Genomic DNA, 15613 nt, shown 5'->3' on the forward strand with positions numbered 1-15613 from the left:
TACCCCCTTGTAAACAAATTTTACAGTACAAATTCGCTATATAAATCTAAATTCGGGGCATGAAATTCGGATTTTATCGTTCCTTGTTAGTTTTCGGTGCTGTTTTTGGTCTTTCTCAGGCCTTCGCTGCTCCCGATGCCACCCATATTGAATATTTTGACTGCTGGATGGAAAAGGGTAGCGCCCTTGTTCCCGCTGAAAAGGCCCGTTTGAAGGCTACAGACGATTCCGGCATCTGTGGTTGCTTCAAAGTTCGCGAAAATGGCGGCTTTGGCTGGCGCGGTAACGATGATCCCAAACAGATTCTCAAGGTCTACGACCTTCCCAAGCCGCACGTCATGAAGTGCGACGACGGATCCTGCCTCAAGGGCAAGGCTCTTGAACAGTGCATGGATAACGTGCGTCAGACCGCTTTTGCCCTGTCTGAATTCGTCGATGGTCATCCTCTGGCCGGTGCCGTGCCTCTGGTCTTTGATGAAGGCTGGGATATGACTCCCTTTGGCGAATACTTCAACCAGCGCAAGGAACGTGCCCGCGAAATTACCTGCTTCCTGAACGTGCATGGTCGCCCCGATCTCCCTAATAGCGCCGACTGGAACAACTCCGGCATCTTCCACATGAAGGGCCTGCCCAAGAAGTTGCTTCCCGAAACTATCGCTCGCTTTAACGACTTTAGTGATGCCCGCTGCCTCGATGGAAACGAACTGACCGGCTTTGCCTACAACGGCTATAAGGAAAATGTTCGCCACGTAGACGACAAGGGCATTCTGCAGGGTGAAGAAATCGGTTACATGAACGATCCCAACTATCCTTCTAAGCAAGGTGATGAATGGGGACAGGTGGCATGGACCGCTAACTATAAAAATGGTATGAAGGAAGGTACGGCTGTCTTCTATAAGTCCAGCGTCATGGACAAGGCCGAAAAGCCTTACTACTTCAAGCACCTTGAAGTCCCCTACAAGCAGGGCTATGTTGACGGTACTGTCCGTATGCTCAGCGACAAGGGCTTTGTCATGGCTGAAGTCTCCACCAAGCGTGGCGGTCTCCACGGCCGTACAACCGTGTTCAACCCCTTCAAGAAGAAGAACCTGGCCATTACCTACAATGCCAACAACCTGGATGGCTTTGTGGACTTTGGTGACTTCGGCGGTGTCTTCAAGGATGGTTTGCCCAACGGCATGATTACTTTCTGGTCTGTGAAGGATACCTGCTATGAATGGCTTCCCGGTTCCTCTGTGTGCTATACAGAACGTCTCAAGAAAAAGCAGTGGGGCGCCTACAACATGGGTATGCCCAAGGGCACCATGGAATGCTGGAATGGCAAGAAGGGCAAGGTTGATATGGACTGCCCCGACCCGATCCAGGATTCTCTGAGCCGCGACCCGCGTCAGATCGCTATCCGCGCTCTGGAACAGGTTGAAAAGGCCAAGAAGGAAGCCAAGAAGGCTCACGATGCTCTGGCCATTGCCGAAGAAGCCGTGGCTATCCGCAAGCAGGATGCTGCCATCGCCGATTCCAATGTAATCAAGGCAGAACGTGCCGCTGTTGTGGCCGATAGTCTGGCAAAGATTTCTGAAGCTGCCGCCAAGAAGGCCGCCGAAGAAAAGGCCAAGGCCGAGGCTGATTCTGCAAAGGCTGCCGGTGTGAATGCCGCCGCCGAAGCTGCTGCTCCTGCTGCTGAAGATCCGAAGGCTGCCAAGAATGTCAAGGGCAAGAAGGGCAAGGCCGCTAAGGAATCTAAGGCTGCACCCAAGGCCGCCAAGGGCAAGAAATCCAAGAAGTAATCTCTCTCTGTCTTGGACGACGACGTGCCTGCGCGCCGGTGCCATGCCTGCTAAAAGTTTAAAAAGCGAGGTTCAGCCTCGCTTTTTTCGTCTGCAAAATTCGTCTGCAAAATTCGTCTGCAAAAAAATGCGAGGATTTTTTCCTCGCGTTTTACAAGTCTTGAAAAGACCTAGTCGTGAATGGAATTTTTCAGATTCTCGATCATTCTTGCAAAGCTGGGATCTGTTTCCATTTCCTTCTTGATGCTCTTGATGGCATGAACCACGGTAGAGTGGTCCTTGCCGCCGAAGCGGGAACCGATGCTCTGGAGGCTGATGGGGGAGCATTCGCGCATCAGGAACATGGCGACCTGACGAGCCTTGGAAATTTCCTTGGTTCCGCGGCCGGATTCGATAAGCTTGGATTCGGGAACTTCGTACTGGTTAGAAACGGCACGGAGAACGGCGTCCAGGCTGACGCGACGGCGGGGGTTAGGTGCGAATTCGGTAGCCACCTTCTGAGCGATATTCATATCGATGTCGTGGCTCATGAGGCTAGACTGCAAAGTCAGCTTGATAATGGCACTTTCCAATGCACGGACGTTGCTGGCGATATGTTCTGCCAGGTAATGCAGAACTTCGTCGCTGATTTCCAGGTGGCGTTCTTCGGCCTTCTTGTGGAGAATGGCTTCGCGAGTGTCGACGTCAGGGGGCTGGATGTCCACGGTAAGGCCCCAGGCGAAACGGCTGACCAGACGGTCGGACAGGTTCTTGACTTCGGTTGCGGGAGCGTCAGAAGAAAGAACAATCTGCTTGCCGCCCTGATGCAGGGCATTGAAAATGGAGAAAAATTCGTTCTGAAGTTCGTATTTGCCGGACCAGTTCTGGATATCGTCGATCAGGAGGATATCCACTTCGTTGCGGTAGAAGTCGCTCATTTCGGTGATGCGCTGGTCGCGGAGGCACTTCATGTACTGCTGGGAGAAGTCTTCGGAAGTCAGGTAGCGGACTCGCTTTGTGGGGTCTTCTTCCAGGATGTAGTTACCGATAGACTGGAGCAGATGGGTCTTGCCCAGGCCGGAGGGGCCGTAAATGAAAAGCGGATTGTACTGGGTGCCGTCGGGGTTGCGGGCTACAGACAGGGCGGCGTTGAATGCCAGCTGGGCCTTGTCGCCAGGCACGAAGTTTTCAAAACGGAAACTGCTAGATAGGGGGATGCTAGACTTGAAAATGCTGTTGCTTTCGTCACGGACGGCGGTTACGGTAGGCTGGGGAGCCGCTTCCTGATTCTGGAATTCAAATTCCATGGGAGTTTCGTCGTGGCTGACTTCCTTCCAGGCGACGCCGATCAGTGCCTTGTAGGCGGCATAGACTGCAACATCAAGACCGTGGGGAACCGAAATGACAGCGTGACCGATGGTCTGGTTGACCAACTTGGTCTGAGCAAAATATGTCTTGAAGACTGTGTCCGAAAGCATCCCATGGAGATAGCTCAAACATCTTTCCCATTCGACTGTCATGATCTTCCTCTTCCTCGATAAGCAGCAACGCTTAATACAAATCTATCAACAATTGGCTTATAAATGTAGTAAAAATTGGATGGACTGTTGATAAGTTTGCTAAAAAATGGGAAAATTTTTATAAAAAATTGGGCTATAACTGTTTGATATTCAATAAGTTAGGCTATCGGGCCGGTGGGGGAGCCGGCTTTTTGGGGCGCTTGGCGCCGGCTTCAAGGGGTGCCCCTATGCGGAATTTTTTAAATTTGCCGTGTTATGGACATTCTTTCTAGTTTGGATTACTGGTTCTGGACCCCGATTTTTGCCTGGGTAGGCCTCTATCGTTGGTTTAATCGAATTTCTTACCCCACTTATTTTAAAAGTCAGATGCGCAAGGGTCAAAAATGGGCCTACATCCCGGCCTGGAAGGGCTATTGGGCTCTGTGCGACAAGGTTTTTACCCTGGCTGCGGCCCTGTTGTCGGCGCTTCCCGCCATTTGGATCGTAAATAGGTGGACTGATTCCCCATGGTACATGGGTTTTGCTTCTTCGCCCCTGTTTTTGGCGGTTGGCTTTGTTCTTTGCAGGGCCGCCAAGAACAAAACGGCCAAGCTTTACCAGAGTGCTTACTTCCTTGAGTACCGCAAGGTGCGTTACAAGTACGAAGTCAAGGGAAACTTCAGGAACGAGGCTGACGTACAGAATCAGACTGTCTGGAGCTACACCAAGAAATTGAAGAATGCCGAGGCCCATGGTCGTCTGTGGAAGTATGTGAACGCCATGGCCAAGACTAAGAAGATTCCCCCCGACATTTACGCGGAGACCATGTATGTCTAACATTCTCGACCAGGCTGGTATGGGCGAGGCTGTGCTGACCGGTAAGGAGGCATGGGCCTATTCCGAAGACATCCTGCTGAAGGTATCCAGGACGTTCGCCCTGAACATTAATGTCTTGAAGGGTAAGCTGCACAAGAGCATCTTGCTTGCCTACCTGTATCTGCGAATTGCCGATACGGTAGAAGACGATCCTGATATGGTTGCCTCGGAAAAGGAAGTCATACTGGAAAAGTTCGCCAAGATTTTTAGATCCGCTGAACTGCGTGAAGAGGCCGTTTCTGAATTCGAGGATTCTTTGCCGGCCAGCTGGCGTGCCCGCGCTACGGAACCTTATTTTGATCTGTGCCTGCATACCCATGTGGTGGTTCCCCTGCTCAAGGAACTGCCCGAAGTCTATGCCGCTCCGGTCCGTGATGTGACTGTTGAAATGTGCGGTGGTATGGCCAAGTTTGCCAAGCGTCAGGAAGCCGCCCTCAGCTCCGGCTGGTTCACTCTGGAATCCGTTGGCGATCTGGATGAATACTGCTACTATGTTGCAGGTATCGTCGGCAAGTTGCTGACTCACCTTTTTGCCGCAGACACCTGCCTGATTAGCGACGCCCGCAAGGCCGAAATGCAGAAGCTGGATGTTAGCTTCGGCCTGGCCCTGCAGGTTGCAAATATCGTAAAGGACTGCCGCGAAGATTCTGAACGCCGCGTGTGCTTTGTTCCCGAAGAAATCTGCCGCAGGCACGGTTTTGCCCATAGCTACGACATGTTCGTGGGCGAGGCCGGTTCCGCTCCCGCTGCAGGATCCGCTCCCGCTGCAGGATCCGCAGGATCTGCCGACTTCGAAAAGCGTCGTGCTGCCGTCATGGGTGAGCTGGTGCAGAAGGCCTGGAGTCATCTGGATGATGCCATCGCCTATACCAAGCTGATTCCCAACATCAAGATGCGTACCCGCCTGTTCTGCCTGTGGCCCCTGTTCATGGCCGCCGAAAACATGAAGTTGATCGGCGACGGCTCCGCCATCTTCGCAAGCGACAAGAAGGTGAAGATTTCCCGCGATACCGTCAAGCAGATTGTGAAGTCCACCATGAAGCATTTCTACAGCGATAAGTGGATCGACCGAAAGTTTAAAGAGGTTCGAACCTAATGAAGTTCTATAACAAGTTGCCGTTCCATATTGCGGTTATCATTTTTAGTATCGTTTCTGACCAGCTTACCAAGCTGTGGGCCTTGGCCCGATTCACCAACGAAACCGGCGCTCCCAATCATGAAATCATTAACGTGATTGGCGAACTGGCCCGATTCCAGCTGGTGTTCAATAAGGGTGCCGCCTTCAGTAGCCGCCCCCAGGACCTGATGCCCTTCTTGCCGCCCTGGCTGTTCTTCTTGCTGATTTCTGTTGTGGCTGCGGTGGTGCTGTTCTGGTTCTACAGAAGCATCGACAAACGCGACTATCTGAGCCGCCTTGGTGTGGTGATGATCATCGGTGGCGCCATCGGGAACTTTATTGACCGTATGCGCCTGCAGATGGTGGTAGACTTTATCGACTGCGATTTCCCCGACTTCATCATGACAAGATTTCCCACCTTTAACGTGGCGGATTCCTTTGTGACTGTGGGCGTCGCTCTAGTGATTCTTTCTCCGGTAATTTTACGCAAACTGCATAAACAAATTAAGGAAGAAGAAAAGGCCGCCAAGGAAGCTAAGGCTACCAAGGCGGAATAAGCCTAGTCCTTTACATTTTGCATGGACTCGAATTTGACCCAGGCTTCGGCCGGGGTCTTTTCTGTTGCTGTAGACAGCACGTTGTAGTCGACGGCGATCTTGTCGGTGTTGGTCAAGTCAAAGGCCAGGTCGTTCTTGTCTATGGTCTTGACCAGGTGACCGTTTACGAAGGCCTGTAAGTTGCCGGAATCGGTTGTCTGTACCTTGACCTGGTTGAATTCCCCGATCTTGATGAACGAGGAATCGGCCGACAATTTCAAAATGTTCTTGCCGGGGTCGTTGATGGTGAACTTTCCGTCGGCGTGGACGTCAAAGCGGTAGTCATCATAACTGTTTTTCTTGAACAGCTGAATGCCCGCATAGTTCATGTTGTCGCCTATCTTGATTTGAGCCACAAAACCGCAGGCCACAAAGCGTGTGTAGTTGGCACTGAGGATCCAGTTCCTGATACTTTTGTTTGCCTTGCCGTCGCCGCTGGTAACGTGTATCACTCCGCTTTCCATTTCGAAGTTAGGGGAACTGTCGAAAGCGAAATCGACAGAAGACACATCTTCGCTAACGAAGTTGTTTGTGGGTTCACCCTGGGAGGGAATGTCGACGGAGTTTCCGTTGGCCGATGTGGAACTTTCGCCGCTGCAAGCAATAAGGAATGCTGCCAGTAGACTTAGATACTTGCTGTTCATGACGATTCCCTTTGTGAGACTGTTACTTGATTTTGATGGCGCGGACGCTGAACTTGCAATTCTTGTTTGACGATAGTTCGGCGAAGGTTTCGTTGTAGTAACTCAAATGTCTAAAGTATGCCTTTTCCTGGTCCTTTTCTTCGTCGGTCCAGAAGTAGGCGTAATTGTTCAGATAGTTGAAGACCTTAAGGCTGCTCTGGGATCCTGCGGGCAATGCCTTGAATCCGAATGAGTCCTGGCCGGGAATACGTGTCCCAAGCATGCCGGTTTCGCACCAGTGCTCTGTGTTGGACTTTAGGGCTGTACCTGCCTGCAGGCCCGTGCTCTTCTGACAGAAGTTTTCCAGTTCGACAAAATCTTCGCGGGTGGGGAGGCGGAAGCCTTCGGGTACGGCAAGCTTTGCCTGTTCCCAGGTGTACAGCAGGCCGTAGGTGGTCGCCTTTTCGGAACTGTTGTTGTACGGGTTGGCGCCTTCTACCACGAATGCGAGATTCTCTGCCATCCATTCCTGGTTGCCGATGATGACCGTCTTGTAGGTGCGGCCGTCACGGGGGTCGGTAAATTCACTGGAAACCTTGTTGGCTTCGCTGGCGATACGGTTGAGCTCTTCCAACTTTTCGGGCGGGAGAATATCCTGGTTGTTGGCTCCACAATGGGGGCAGTAGTTGAAATTGAAGGAAATATCCTTATGGCATTTCTTGCAGCCCTTGATCAAGGGGAGCGCCTTTTTACAATTCATACAGAAATGAGTTGTGGCGTCAGTAATCTCGGCATAACAGTTGGGGCATAAAATCATGATTTTCTCCAGTTCTTGTGCGCTCTTCTTAAAAGCGTCTATAGAAAGGAAAATAATATGTTTTCCCCAAAAAAAATCTAACGGACTAAAATAAATAAACCATATAATTGACTTTTTGAGCCGATCACACCCAAAATGGCACCCCATCGAGACCTGCTCCTGAGCGAATCAAAAACGAAAATTCTCCGCAGGCAATTGAAAAGACGGATGCTGGAAGTTTTCAAGGTCGAGTACGAATCCGGCGCCGAATTTGCAGGAGACAATTTCCTCTGTCACAGAAATCAGTATATCGAGAATGCCGATGCCGATCAGCTTGAACGCACGATGAACGATCTGGAGATGATTGATGCGACCGTAGAAAACGAACCTTGCTGATTTGAATATGAAGTGGATAATCGGATCGCTGATCGCCTAGAGAAGAGATTTGTTTGATAAATATTTTTTCTATCTTTACCCCCGTATGAAGAATGTAGATACTATTGCCGTTCTTGATTTTGGTGGCCAGTATGCCCACCTGATCGCAAACCGTGTCCGCCGCCTCGGCGTTTTCACCGAAATTCATTCCCCCAACTGCGACGTTTCCGAACTGGAAGGCGTCAAGGGAATCATCTATTCCGGTGGCCCCTCCAGCGTTTATGCTGCCGACGCTCCGGAATACAATCCCGAAATCTTGAACCTGCCGGTACCCAAGCTGGGCATCTGCTACGGTCATCAGCTTATCGCTCAGCAGCTGGGTGGTCACGTTGAACCGGGCAAGGTAAAGGAATATGGCATTGCCGACTTGATCGTTGGCGACGAAAAGTGCCCGATTTTGAAGGACCTACCCAAGGCTTCTCCCATGTGGATGAGCCATGGCGACCAGGTGACCAAGCTGCCCGAAGGCTACCGCATCGTGGCTAGCACCAAGGACTGCGAAATCGCAGCTGTCGCTTTTGACGAACGCAAGATCTACGGCATCCAGTTCCACCCCGAAGTGACCCATAGTAAGTTCGGCATGAAGCTTCTCGAAAACTTCATCGACATTACCGGCGCACAGAAGACCTGGAACATGCACAGCTATTTGCCCCTGATTACCGCACGTATCCAGGAACAGGTGAAGGACCGCAAGGTGTTCCTCCTGGTGTCTGGCGGTGTGGACTCTACCGTGGCATTCGTTCTCTTGAACCGTGTCCTTGGCCCCGAAAAGGTTCTTGGCCTCCATGTGGATAACGGCATGATGCGTCTGGGCGAATCCCAGAAGATCATGGACTTCCTCAAGGCCGAAGGCATGAACAACCTTCAGATCCGCGACGCCAGCGAGCACTTCCTGGCAAAATTGGCTGGCGTGACTGCGCCGGAAACCAAGCGCGGCATCATCGGTAAGGAATTCCTGGTGGTGAAGGACGAGGAAATGGCCAAGCTGAACCTTGACCCCAACCAGTGGATGATGGCTCAGGGCACCATTTACCCCGATACCATCGAATCCGGTGGCACCAAGAATGCAGACAAGATCAAGACCCACCACAACCGCGTCCAGGAAGTTCTGGACCTGATGGAAAAGGGCCTTGTGCTTGAACCGCTGGCCGACCTCTACAAGGATGAAGTCCGTGCCCTCGGTGAAGAACTGGGCATCCCCCACAATCTCGTCTGGCGTCACCCCTTCCCGGGTCCGGGTCTGGGTGTCCGTCTGCTTTGCAGCGATGGCGTCCTGAAGGACGACATGGTCGCATTCAACGACGTGAAGGACACTCAGGGCGGCAGCCTCGCCGACTACCTGAAGGCTAACAACATTTCTGGCCGCATGCTCCCCATCAAGAGCGTTGGCGTTCAGGGCGATGGCCGTACTTACGCACAGCCGTTCCTTCTGACTACCGCCGGCCTCAGCTGGAAGGACTGCGAAAAGTTCTCCACCGAACTTGCTAACCGCTTCAAGGCCATCAACCGCGTGATCTACCAGATCGGTACCGTGGCTGATGAAGACCCGAAGCTTGTGGAACAGTACGCTACTCGCGAAAACTTCGATACCCTCCGCAAGTTCGACGACATCTGCACCACCTTCCTGCAGGAAAACAAGCTGTACGAAGAAATCTGGCAGATGCCTGTGGTATCCGTTCCGCTGCGCACTGCAGGCAAGCCTTGCATCGTGATGCGTCCTGTGAACTCCACCGAAGCCATGACCGCCAACTTCGCAGAAATTGACCAGGGCATGCTTGCAGGCCTCTGGCGCAAGTTCGAAGCAGAAGGCGCCGGCTCCCTCTGGTACGACGTAACTCACAAGCCGCCGGGAACCATTGAGTGGGAGTAAGGCGAGTGTCGCAAAAATGAGCTTGCTCATTTTTATGACCGAGCCGCGCGAACACGCGCTTGAGCAAAGCGAAAGCGCAATGGGAGTAATTTTTACTCTTCATTAAACATAAAAGCCGCAGGAAGAACTTCTTCCTCGGCTTTTTTGATTTATACGTATCTATACTATATTTGTGAAATGCATTCGTTTAAAAGAAAAACATTCCCTCTTTTCATCGCGACTCTTTTGATGATTCTAGTCGAGTTCTCCGCATGCAGTAACTCATCCGAGCCCGACGACATTAACGGAAATTCAACAACCGAGCAAGGTTCTTCTAGCCTCATTGAAGCTGATATTCCAATATCCTGCCCCGAGAATCTTGGTGAAAATGAAATTTGCGACCCTCGCGATTTCAAGATTTACCACACCACGGAAATTGGCGCACTGATCTGGACATCCGAGAACCTTCGTTACAAGGTCGAGGGCAGCCGCTGTTTCGAAGACAATGATTCAAACTGCGTCAAGTTCGGCCGTCTGTACAATTGGACGCAGGCCATGGATTTTAAACCCTATTTCCTGCGCAACACAGCCGAGGATTCCATCAAAAAGCCCTACCATCAGGGAATCTGTATGCCGGGTTGGCATGTCCCCGACACTCTGGAATGGAAATACCTGATGAGCTATACCGACATCATGAAAGAAGACCCTTACGGTTTCAAGGTTCTCCATGGCGGTTTTTACAACAACTATTTTTTCTCGTACTGGCCTGACGCAGACAGATTCATCACTTCTACCGAAAGTGACGAAATGGACTATTATGTAGACTACAATCAGGATACTTTCTTCGACGAAACGGCACCTCAAACAAGAGTGAACAGCTTCGGCGTCGACCCAAAAGACAACTCCATCAACGAATCCTCCAAATCCCACGGGTTTTCTTTACGTTGCGTCAAGGATACCTTGCTCATGGAAATGATCATTCCCTCCAGTTCCTCCGTCGCCTCCAGTTCCTCTATTGAGTTGTCCAGTTCATCAGAAAAAGTTTCCTCATCCAGTGAAGAAGTCTGCGCCAGTGTACAAAAAGAGAGCTGGAAGTATCTGAGCTCCAAAGTAAAGTATGATGTTTTCCAGGATGACCGAGACGGCCATTGTTACAAGAGTGTCAAAATCGGAGACCAGGTCTGGATGGCAGAAAACCTAAACTATGTCGACTCCATCGCCCACCCCTTCTTTGCAGGGAAAACCCATTGTCTAGGCAACGACCCCGACAGCTGTGAAATCTTTGGACGTTTTTACACCCAGGTGGCGGCCATGAAGGCATGCCCCGAAGGTTGGCATCTTCCGTTCAGTGATGAAATCTACACCCTTCTGGAAACAGTAAGCGACGCCTCCCTTAAGTCTGCGGAATGGACTTGGCAAGAAAGCCCAGCAACAAACGAAAGCGGATTTTCCGCATTGCCCCTTGGAATATTCGTTGACGAGGCGAGCTATTGTGGCGATGCTTGCGACGTGATAGAAGAATATTTCTTTGGTTACGGAGAACTGGTAAATATTTGGAGCCGCCAAAAGTCTTTTCTCCCTGACGATGAATTCTCTTCCTATCTATTAATGTTCGATTACGCCAAGGAACCCGCAAGAGTCGACCTCGAAGAACGAATCATGGGAATGAACGTTCGCTGCGTCCACAACTAATTTGATTTTTGGGAGAGAAGGTTGTTTATATGCTAAACTATACGAAAAAGTCTTTTTGCACCTGCCTGCTTGCATCGATCCTTGCATCGGTCTTCCTTACAGCCTGCGGCGATAGCGACTCAGGAAGTCCAAATTCGCCGGAGGAAAACCAGGCTAATTCTTCCAACAGTCTGTCTATAGCTCAATGCGAAGATCGTTATGGCATTTCCGGAAGTAACTCCTGGTCGAAAACGATCACCGACTCATCCTTGATCAAGGACGTTGCCTGTTCCAAGGCTACGGAATTCATCGACCAAAAGGGTGGCGTTCAGACTGTTTGTCACGAATTAACATACAATTCCGAATATAACCGCCTGGAAATATTCCTTTCGTCTGAATATGGCTATAGGAAAGTCTGGGTTACCCTTGACGGTTGTAAATACAAGTTAGGAAGCGACGGCGACTTCAACACCTTGATCGCAAAGGCCCCTGAATGGAAACTGGACGAATGCCTCTGCAAGGAAGAAAAGGGCGAGGCCTATTATCGCAACAGCGCACCGAAAATCTTAGCGGAAAGTTCCAGTTCCATGGCCGAAGAGGAATCTTCCTCAAGCATGGAATACCCCAGGGAATCTTCCAGCAGCATCGCCTACGTGCCGCCCTCAGAAGCTGTCGCTGGAACCATGGTCGATAAGCGGGACAATCGCGAATACAAAACCGTGACCATCGGCAGTCAAACCTGGATGGCCGAAAATCTTGCATACGCCTATACGGAACCCACAAAGACACAGGACTCCTCCAGTTTCTGCAACAGTGAAGCTGAAGGAAATTGCGAAAAATACGGCCGTCTTTACCTATGGTCTGCTGCCATGGATTCCGCAGCCGTATTTTCAGAAAGCGGTAAAGGCTGCGGCTACGATTACAGGAAATGCGCTAACGAAGATAACAAGGGCACAGTCCGTGGAATCTGTCCCGAAGGCTGGCATCTGCCCAACGTCAATGAATATCAGGTCCTATTTACCGCCATCGGAGGACATAAAATACCGGGATATCCTGATTGGACCAATGTTGAAAAATCACTGAAGTCCCTTGATGGCTGGAGTGAATACAACAATCGCGACGCAAACGGTTATGACGACTACGGATTCTGCGTGCTACCGGCCGGCCGCGCCGATGACATAGGAGAAATCAATCCCTATGATCAAGGTGGCGTAGCCTTTTTCTGGACATCCGATCGCAGAAATGATTTCGTGGCCGAAATCATAACATTCGAAAATTGGACCCCGAACGTTAGCAATAGCGGAGTAGGCTCAGATTCATTTCTTTCTATTCGTTGCATAAAGGACTAGCAAATTCTATGAAAAACATAAGGTGGTTTACACTTGTTTCCTTTTTGTTCTGCACATTTACGGCCTGCACAGACAGCGGCATGACCCCCGAAGAAAAGGAAAGAGAAAAGGAACTGGAAGCCTATCGTGCTGAGCGAGATCTACTCGACAGCATCGTTGGAGGGATGAGTTCCGTCATTCGATTAAACCATTCCAGCGGAGGCAACGGAACACATATTTCCGATGGATTCCGCCCCTCCCGCAATACCGATACCACTATCGAAATCAATAAGTTCGTCAAGGATATGATCGTAGAAATTCGCTTTAGCGATCCTACGGTCTGCAATTACAAAAACACAAAGTTTTTATTAAACGGCAAAGAGATCAAAGGTGAACAATCTTCAGACTCTTACGGAGGACTCCTTTTCAGCGACATTTTCGAAAAGCAGGATGAAACACATCGTCTGGAAATTCAGTTGGATTCCGCCAACTGTGGAAACCTGAAGGAAACCTACACGTTGGTTCCATCAAAAAATCCAGGTGAAGCTCACTTTACAGAAGTCTGCTACAACTACGATGACTATTTTAGCACTTACGTAGAGGGATATTTCTACTCCAGGGTCATTCCATGCTACTACGGAGGTTTTTATTCCACCTACGTAGATACACTCCAATCCAGATGTTTCCTAAAAACCGAATCGGAATCCATGGAACTGAAGATTGATTTTGAAAAAGATTACGACATCATGAATTCCAGTCGCTATCAGAGAGGTGAAGTATCTCTTGACAGCGCCACCTTGGTCAACTTCCTGAATGGCGATACCAGCGCAACGTTGTCCTGCGCGCTCATTTTCCAGGACTGGCTTGTACCCGCACAGGTTAATAAGGAATTCAAATACTACAATCATTCCATCCATTTCAAGAAAGCGGAAAAACTTCGTCTATTAGACCTAGTCGTTAATGATTATAATATAAGTACAGTCGAGCCCTCCAATTTGGTGAGTTTCCTATTCACACGAACCACCGTAAAGGGGGAAAAGATTTTCGCTTCCGAATCCTATGGACTGTACCATACAACATCTCTTGGAGTCATGCATCAAATGCGTTGGAAAGATGTCTATGACGGACTCATCGACGAAAGCACCTCCGAAGACTCGGTGCAAGTCCTTGCAGTCGCCTGGCCCACAGGCGCCACCACAAAAGAAGAAGATGAACTCTTTACTATACTTAGGTATATCCGCTCGGAAGAAGATTCCTCCGTTTTTGCCACAACCCTGGATTCTGTCATGAACGTGGTAACCGACGAAGCCGGCAACATCAAGGACAAGTTCTACTTTATGGACGCCAGACGTATTCCCGGATACGACATAAAGGATTATCAGTAGCAAGACATGTCAGCCTTTACACCTGTAATCATCATTCTTGTTTGCATTCTCGGCCTCCTGTTACTGCCCGTGGTTCTAGGCTGCGGGCTACTGGTGTTCTTTGTCGGCAGCCTCAGCCTGAGCAAGACGCAAATACTCAGCAGATAAGTTTCCGCACCCAAGGTCAATACACTTGTCTGTCTCATGTACGTCGTACTTGTACGGACTGCCGCGATCCAAAATCGCGGGTATGCATTGCCAATTTCGAGCAGCGGACGCATCCAAATGCCGCCACCAATCAAATTGGCTAGCAACCATTTGATACAAAGATGCGTATGTGCTATTGACGTCACACGGCATCACAGCCATCAATACATTATTCAGCATAGGCTCGACCGAGCCGCGCGACCAGCGCTTGAGCAAAGCGAAAGCGCAATGGGAATAATTTTTCCCCTTAAAGAGAAAGCCGCTGGATCTGATTGATCCGCGGCTTTTTTTGCGAGTTCAAATTCTCGAATTTATGCCAACAGTTCGTCGGCCAGCTTTTCCATCTGGGCGATGTTTTCGTCCTTCATGGCGATCTTGATGCTGACCTTGTTCTGGGCGATGGTGATGTCCTTGGCGGCTTCGAACATAGTGGCCATGTTCTTGGCGGCGGCGGGGGCCCAGGAACCGTTTTCCATGAAGGCGATGGTGCGCTTCTGGTAGTTGCGTTCCAGCAGGTGGTCGATGAATTCGCGCATCTTGGGGAACACGCCGGTGTTGTAGGTGGTGGTGGCCAGAACCAGCTTGCCGTAACGGAAGGCGTTCTCGATGCATTCGTAGGTGTCTTCGCGGGCAAGGTCAGAGACGACTACCTTCTTGCAGCCCTTGGCCTTCAGGATTTCTGCCAGCTTTTCTACAGCCTGCTTGGTGTTGCCATAGACAGAGGTGTAGGCGATCATGACGCCTTCAGATTCCACGTCGTAGTTGGTCCAGATCTTGTAGTAGTTCAGGTACTCTTCTACGTTGCCCACGATGGTGGGACCGTGGAGGGCGCAAATCTTTTCTACGGGAATGTCAGAAAGCTTTGCAAGCACAGCCTGGGCGTTGGCGCCGAACTTTCCTACGATGCCGAAGTAGTAGCGGCGGGCTTCGCAGGCCCAGCCTTCCGGGTCTTCAACGTCGTTAGCGCCGAACTTGCCGAAAGCGTCTGCTGAGAACAGGACCTTTTCGCTGGATTCATAGCTCATGATGACTTCGGGCCAGTGGACGTTGGCGGCAGTAACGAAGTTCAGGGTGTGTGCGCCCAGTTCCAGCTTGGTGCCTTCGCCGGCTACAACCTGACGATCGGCAAAGTCGGTTCCAAAGAAGTTCTTCATCATGGTGAAGGCCATCTTGGAAGAGACGATCTTTGCGGCGGGATACTTTTCCATAAACAGTTTGATGTTTGCGGAATGGTCCATTTCCATGTGGTGGACCACCAGGTAAGCGGGCTGCTTGTCGCCAATGGTCTCGGCGATATTCTTAAGCCATTGTTCTCCAAAATTCTGGTCTACCGAATCCATCACGGCGATCTGTTCATCCATGATGACGTAGGAGTTGTAGGCCATGCCCAGGGGCACTTCGAACTGGCCTTCGAAAAGGTCGATTTCGTGGTCGTTGACACCAACGTACTTAATAGAGTCGGTCACTTTCATTTCGTAAGAGAACATGG

Annotated in this window: 13 protein-coding genes; 9 read left to right on the top strand and 4 right to left on the bottom strand. The window is 50.5% G+C overall.

The window, feature by feature from the left end; all coding sequences use genetic code 11:
• The first annotated feature begins 59 nt into the window (after window positions 1–59).
• Complete coding sequence (locus BUB94_RS09875; RefSeq protein ID WP_073236594.1) at window positions 60–1784, top strand: toxin-antitoxin system YwqK family antitoxin; 1725 nt, start codon at window positions 60–62, stop codon at window positions 1782–1784.
• Window positions 1785–1954: 170 nt separating this feature from the next.
• On the opposite strand, the gene dnaA is transcribed toward BUB94_RS09875, so the two are convergent.
• Window positions 1955–3283 carry a chromosomal replication initiator protein DnaA gene (gene dnaA, locus BUB94_RS09880; RefSeq protein ID WP_073236598.1) on the bottom strand — a complete coding sequence of 443 codons (1329 nt, stop codon included), beginning with the start codon at window positions 3281–3283 and terminating at the stop codon, window positions 1955–1957.
• A gap of 255 nt (window positions 3284–3538) precedes the next feature.
• Between dnaA and BUB94_RS09885 the strand changes: the two genes are divergently transcribed.
• The 3 genes from BUB94_RS09885 to lspA are packed head-to-tail and all read left to right on the top strand — an operon-like array spanning window position 3539 to window position 5812.
• Entirely contained in the window at window positions 3539–4099 is a 561-nt protein-coding gene (locus tag BUB94_RS09885; protein ID WP_073160447.1) for a hypothetical protein, read from the top strand.
• A complete protein-coding gene (locus BUB94_RS09890) occupies window positions 4092–5234 on the top strand; it encodes a squalene/phytoene synthase family protein (protein WP_073236602.1) in 1143 nt (380 codons plus the stop codon). The genes BUB94_RS09885 and BUB94_RS09890 overlap by 8 nt, the downstream gene beginning before the upstream one ends.
• The gene (gene lspA / locus BUB94_RS09895) at window positions 5234–5812 is read left to right on the top strand and encodes a signal peptidase II (protein ID WP_073236605.1); all 579 of its coding nucleotides are present in this window, start codon (window positions 5234–5236) and stop codon (window positions 5810–5812) included. Before BUB94_RS09890 ends, lspA begins: the two co-directional genes overlap by 1 nt.
• 2 nt (window positions 5813–5814) lie before the next feature.
• Here the strand turns inward: lspA and BUB94_RS09900 are convergent, their stop codons facing one another.
• On the bottom strand, window positions 5815–6495 hold the full coding sequence (locus BUB94_RS09900; protein WP_073160453.1) for a hypothetical protein: 681 nt from the start codon (window positions 6493–6495) through the stop codon (window positions 5815–5817).
• Window positions 6496–6517: 22 nt separating this feature from the next.
• A complete protein-coding gene (locus tag BUB94_RS09905; protein ID WP_083538218.1) occupies window positions 6518–7438 on the bottom strand; it encodes an FISUMP domain-containing protein in 921 nt (306 codons plus the stop codon).
• On the opposite strand from BUB94_RS09905, the gene BUB94_RS16480 reads away from it, so the two are divergent.
• From BUB94_RS16480 to BUB94_RS09925, 5 genes are all read left to right on the top strand, one after another.
• Window positions 7427–7666 carry a hypothetical protein gene (locus BUB94_RS16480; RefSeq protein WP_139260194.1) on the top strand — a complete coding sequence of 80 codons (240 nt, stop codon included), beginning with the start codon at window positions 7427–7429 and terminating at the stop codon, window positions 7664–7666. The two genes, BUB94_RS09905 and BUB94_RS16480, sit on opposite strands and share 12 nt — an antisense overlap.
• 85 nt (window positions 7667–7751) lie before the next feature.
• Window positions 7752–9575 (top strand): glutamine-hydrolyzing GMP synthase, encoded by a 1824-nt coding sequence (gene guaA, locus BUB94_RS09910; protein ID WP_073236608.1) that lies wholly within the window; start codon window positions 7752–7754, stop codon window positions 9573–9575.
• Window positions 9576–9752: 177 nt separating this feature from the next.
• On the top strand, window positions 9753–11246 hold the full coding sequence (locus BUB94_RS09915) for an FISUMP domain-containing protein (RefSeq protein WP_083538219.1): 1494 nt from the start codon (window positions 9753–9755) through the stop codon (window positions 11244–11246).
• Window positions 11247–11275: 29 nt separating this feature from the next.
• Window positions 11276–12574 (top strand): fibrobacter succinogenes major paralogous domain-containing protein, encoded by a 1299-nt coding sequence (locus BUB94_RS09920; protein ID WP_083538220.1) that lies wholly within the window; start codon window positions 11276–11278, stop codon window positions 12572–12574.
• Window positions 12575–12582: 8 nt separating this feature from the next.
• Window positions 12583–13938, top strand: coding sequence for a hypothetical protein (locus BUB94_RS09925; protein ID WP_139259219.1), 1356 nt, complete (start codon window positions 12583–12585; stop codon window positions 13936–13938).
• Between the two features lie 497 nt (window positions 13939–14435).
• Here the strand turns inward: BUB94_RS09925 and BUB94_RS09935 are convergent, their stop codons facing one another.
• The gene (locus tag BUB94_RS09935; RefSeq protein ID WP_217653124.1) at window positions 14436–15611 is read right to left on the bottom strand and encodes an FprA family A-type flavoprotein; all 1176 of its coding nucleotides are present in this window, start codon (window positions 15609–15611) and stop codon (window positions 14436–14438) included.
• Window positions 15612–15613 lie beyond the last annotated feature (2 nt).

Origin of the sequence: Fibrobacter sp. UWH9, assembly GCF_900129715.1 — a bacterium.
Classification (GTDB): domain Bacteria; phylum Fibrobacterota; class Fibrobacteria; order Fibrobacterales; family Fibrobacteraceae; genus Fibrobacter.

What these genes read in the sequence shown, in the direction of transcription:
- guaA (WP_073236608.1), top strand. Translation starts at nt 7,752, where the DNA reads ATGAAGAATGTAGATACTATTGCCGTTCTTGATTTTGGTGGCCAGTAT.
- lspA (WP_073236605.1), top strand. Translation starts at nt 5,234, where the DNA reads ATGAAGTTCTATAACAAGTTGCCGTTCCATATTGCGGTTATCATTTTT.
- BUB94_RS09905 (WP_083538218.1), bottom strand. Translation starts at nt 7,438, where the DNA reads ATGGGGTGCCATTTTGGGTGTGATCGGCTCAAAAAGTCAATTATATGG.
- BUB94_RS09935 (WP_217653124.1), bottom strand. Translation starts at nt 15,611, where the DNA reads ATGTTCTCTTACGAAATGAAAGTGACCGACTCTATTAAGTACGTTGGT.
- BUB94_RS09890 (WP_073236602.1), top strand. Translation starts at nt 4,092, where the DNA reads ATGTCTAACATTCTCGACCAGGCTGGTATGGGCGAGGCTGTGCTGACC.
- BUB94_RS09875 (WP_073236594.1), top strand. Translation starts at nt 60, where the DNA reads ATGAAATTCGGATTTTATCGTTCCTTGTTAGTTTTCGGTGCTGTTTTT.
- BUB94_RS09920 (WP_083538220.1), top strand. Translation starts at nt 11,276, where the DNA reads ATGCTAAACTATACGAAAAAGTCTTTTTGCACCTGCCTGCTTGCATCG.
- dnaA (WP_073236598.1), bottom strand. Translation starts at nt 3,283, where the DNA reads ATGACAGTCGAATGGGAAAGATGTTTGAGCTATCTCCATGGGATGCTT.
- BUB94_RS16480 (WP_139260194.1), top strand. Translation starts at nt 7,427, where the DNA reads ATGGCACCCCATCGAGACCTGCTCCTGAGCGAATCAAAAACGAAAATT.
- BUB94_RS09915 (WP_083538219.1), top strand. Translation starts at nt 9,753, where the DNA reads ATGCATTCGTTTAAAAGAAAAACATTCCCTCTTTTCATCGCGACTCTT.
- BUB94_RS09925 (WP_139259219.1), top strand. Translation starts at nt 12,583, where the DNA reads ATGAAAAACATAAGGTGGTTTACACTTGTTTCCTTTTTGTTCTGCACA.
- BUB94_RS09885 (WP_073160447.1), top strand. Translation starts at nt 3,539, where the DNA reads ATGGACATTCTTTCTAGTTTGGATTACTGGTTCTGGACCCCGATTTTT.
- BUB94_RS09900 (WP_073160453.1), bottom strand. Translation starts at nt 6,495, where the DNA reads ATGAACAGCAAGTATCTAAGTCTACTGGCAGCATTCCTTATTGCTTGC.